This window comes from Serratia sp. A07 (genome assembly GCF_058725505.1).
Genome location: NZ_JBZXDO010000149.1, coordinates 1 through 1,698, shown reverse-complemented (window position 1 = coordinate 1,698; position 1,698 = coordinate 1). Strand labels below are relative to the sequence as shown.

Annotated in this window: 4 protein-coding genes; all 4 read left to right on the top strand. The window is 51.4% G+C overall.

The features are described from left to right. The coding region (gene traT, locus AC4PR2_RS28710; protein ID WP_492176027.1) for a complement resistance protein TraT at window positions 1–183 on the top strand (183 nt) is incomplete at its 5' end. A gap of 477 nt (window positions 184–660) precedes the next feature. After that, on the top strand, window positions 661–975 hold the full coding sequence (locus tag AC4PR2_RS28705) for a hypothetical protein (protein WP_492176026.1): 315 nt from the start codon (window positions 661–663) through the stop codon (window positions 973–975). Then, window positions 972–1,499 carry a phospholipase D family nuclease gene (locus AC4PR2_RS28700; RefSeq protein WP_492176025.1) on the top strand — a complete coding sequence of 176 codons (528 nt, stop codon included), beginning with the start codon at window positions 972–974 and terminating at the stop codon, window positions 1,497–1,499. The genes AC4PR2_RS28705 and AC4PR2_RS28700 overlap by 4 nt, the downstream gene beginning before the upstream one ends. Then, the coding region (locus AC4PR2_RS28695; RefSeq protein ID WP_492175941.1) for a hypothetical protein at window positions 1,499–1,698 on the top strand (200 nt) is incomplete at its 3' end. The genes AC4PR2_RS28700 and AC4PR2_RS28695, both read left to right, overlap by 1 nt.

Genomic DNA, 1,698 nt, shown 5'->3' with positions numbered 1-1,698 from the left:
AACGTCGCGGCGCTGCGTCAGGGCACGTCCGGCGCCAAGGTACAGACCAGCACGCAGCAGGGTAATCAGCACAAGTATCAGACCCGGGTGGTGTCCAACGCCAACAAGGTCAACCTCAAGTTTGAGGAAGCCAAACCGGTGCTCGAAGACCAGCTGGCCAAATCCATTGCCAATATCCTTTAATACAAAGCAAATATTTTTCTGCACTTAATGCTGGCAACAAAGAAAACCCTGCGTATATGCAAGCCAGTGCCATGCCGAAAGCAAGAAAATCACAGGTATACCAGTAAGTGTGAATAAGATGGTTTTTACGTAAAGAGCAAGTAAACCTGCGCTCTTCTCTATCCGTGTACTGCTGAGCGTCTGGTTATTATTTTCAATCAGCGCGAATAACAATGGGTATTGGGTATGACGACCGAAAAAACACGCAAATGCAAGAATCATGCGGATGTCCGAGACTATCCGCAACTCAAGGTGGATATGAAAACAGTGAATGCCATTTTACAGAACTGTAATGCAAAGATATTTCTCAAGGAGACTAAAAGACTGTTGCCGTAAGTCTTGATTCAAATGCTGAATAAATCATTTTCACCTCCGATGAAATCGGGTTTTTTCGCATGGTCATAAATAGTTAAATGCACATGAGTGCAGAGGAATTATATGGAAAATAAACATTCGGTCTTCGCTATGGATTACGTCCTGCCGCATTATCAGGAAATCACTACGCGTGTGGAATTACTTATCCCTGATTACGGTCTGCATATGGACAGCCAAATCCTTCATCGCAGAGGAAAAGAAATAAAGAAAATTTTTCCTGCATTAGATGACTGGCCTGAAACCACGCTGGCAGAAGCTGAAATGTATCAGGAGGATGCAAGGAAGATTGACCAGCGCATCGGGACGCTCACGCTGCATCAATTTCTGATACTGCTTTTTAATCCTGAGTGCCGTGCTCATTGGGGGGCGTGGCAATGACGCATTGCCGGCATGTTTGGCGAGCGGTGCTCGCCTTGTTGCTCAGCCTGGCCTGCATGCGTGTGCAGGCTGCCGGCGTGATGACGGGTTTTTCACCCAGCGGCACCGCGCAGCAGGTGGTGCTGGCCGCCATCGGCAGTGCGCAGGTGTCCATCGACATGGCGGCCTACAGCTTTACCAGCAAGCCCGTCGCCACCGCGCTGCTCGCCGCCAAAGAGCGCGGCGTCAGGGTGCGGGTGGTGGCCGATGATAAAGCCAACAGCAAGTACACGGCCGTGACCTTTTTGGCCAACCAGGGCGTGCCGGTGCGCCTCAATGACTGCTACGCCGCGATGCACCACAAGTTTATGGTTATCGACGGTCGCTCGGTGCAGGCGGGGTCCTTTAACTACTCGGCGAGCGCGCATGTGCGTAATGCCGAGAACGCCCTCTGGCTGCAGGATATGCCATTGGTTGCCGGTGATTTTTCACGTGAGTTCGCCCGCCTGTGGGATGAGGGTGAGCCTGTTTTGCGGAGGTACTGATGAGTCTTAATACCCGCGACTTTACCCAGGGCGGTCAGGTCCTGAAATACATGATTGGCATGTTCCTGCAAATCATGAACATCGCTACCTTCTGGATATTGATGGCCTCGCTGGCGGTGTTCGCGCTGTGGGTCGGGTTGTCGATGCGTTTTGAGCAAATCATCCACGGCGGCAGTTACTGGTTGGTCAAATGGGTGGT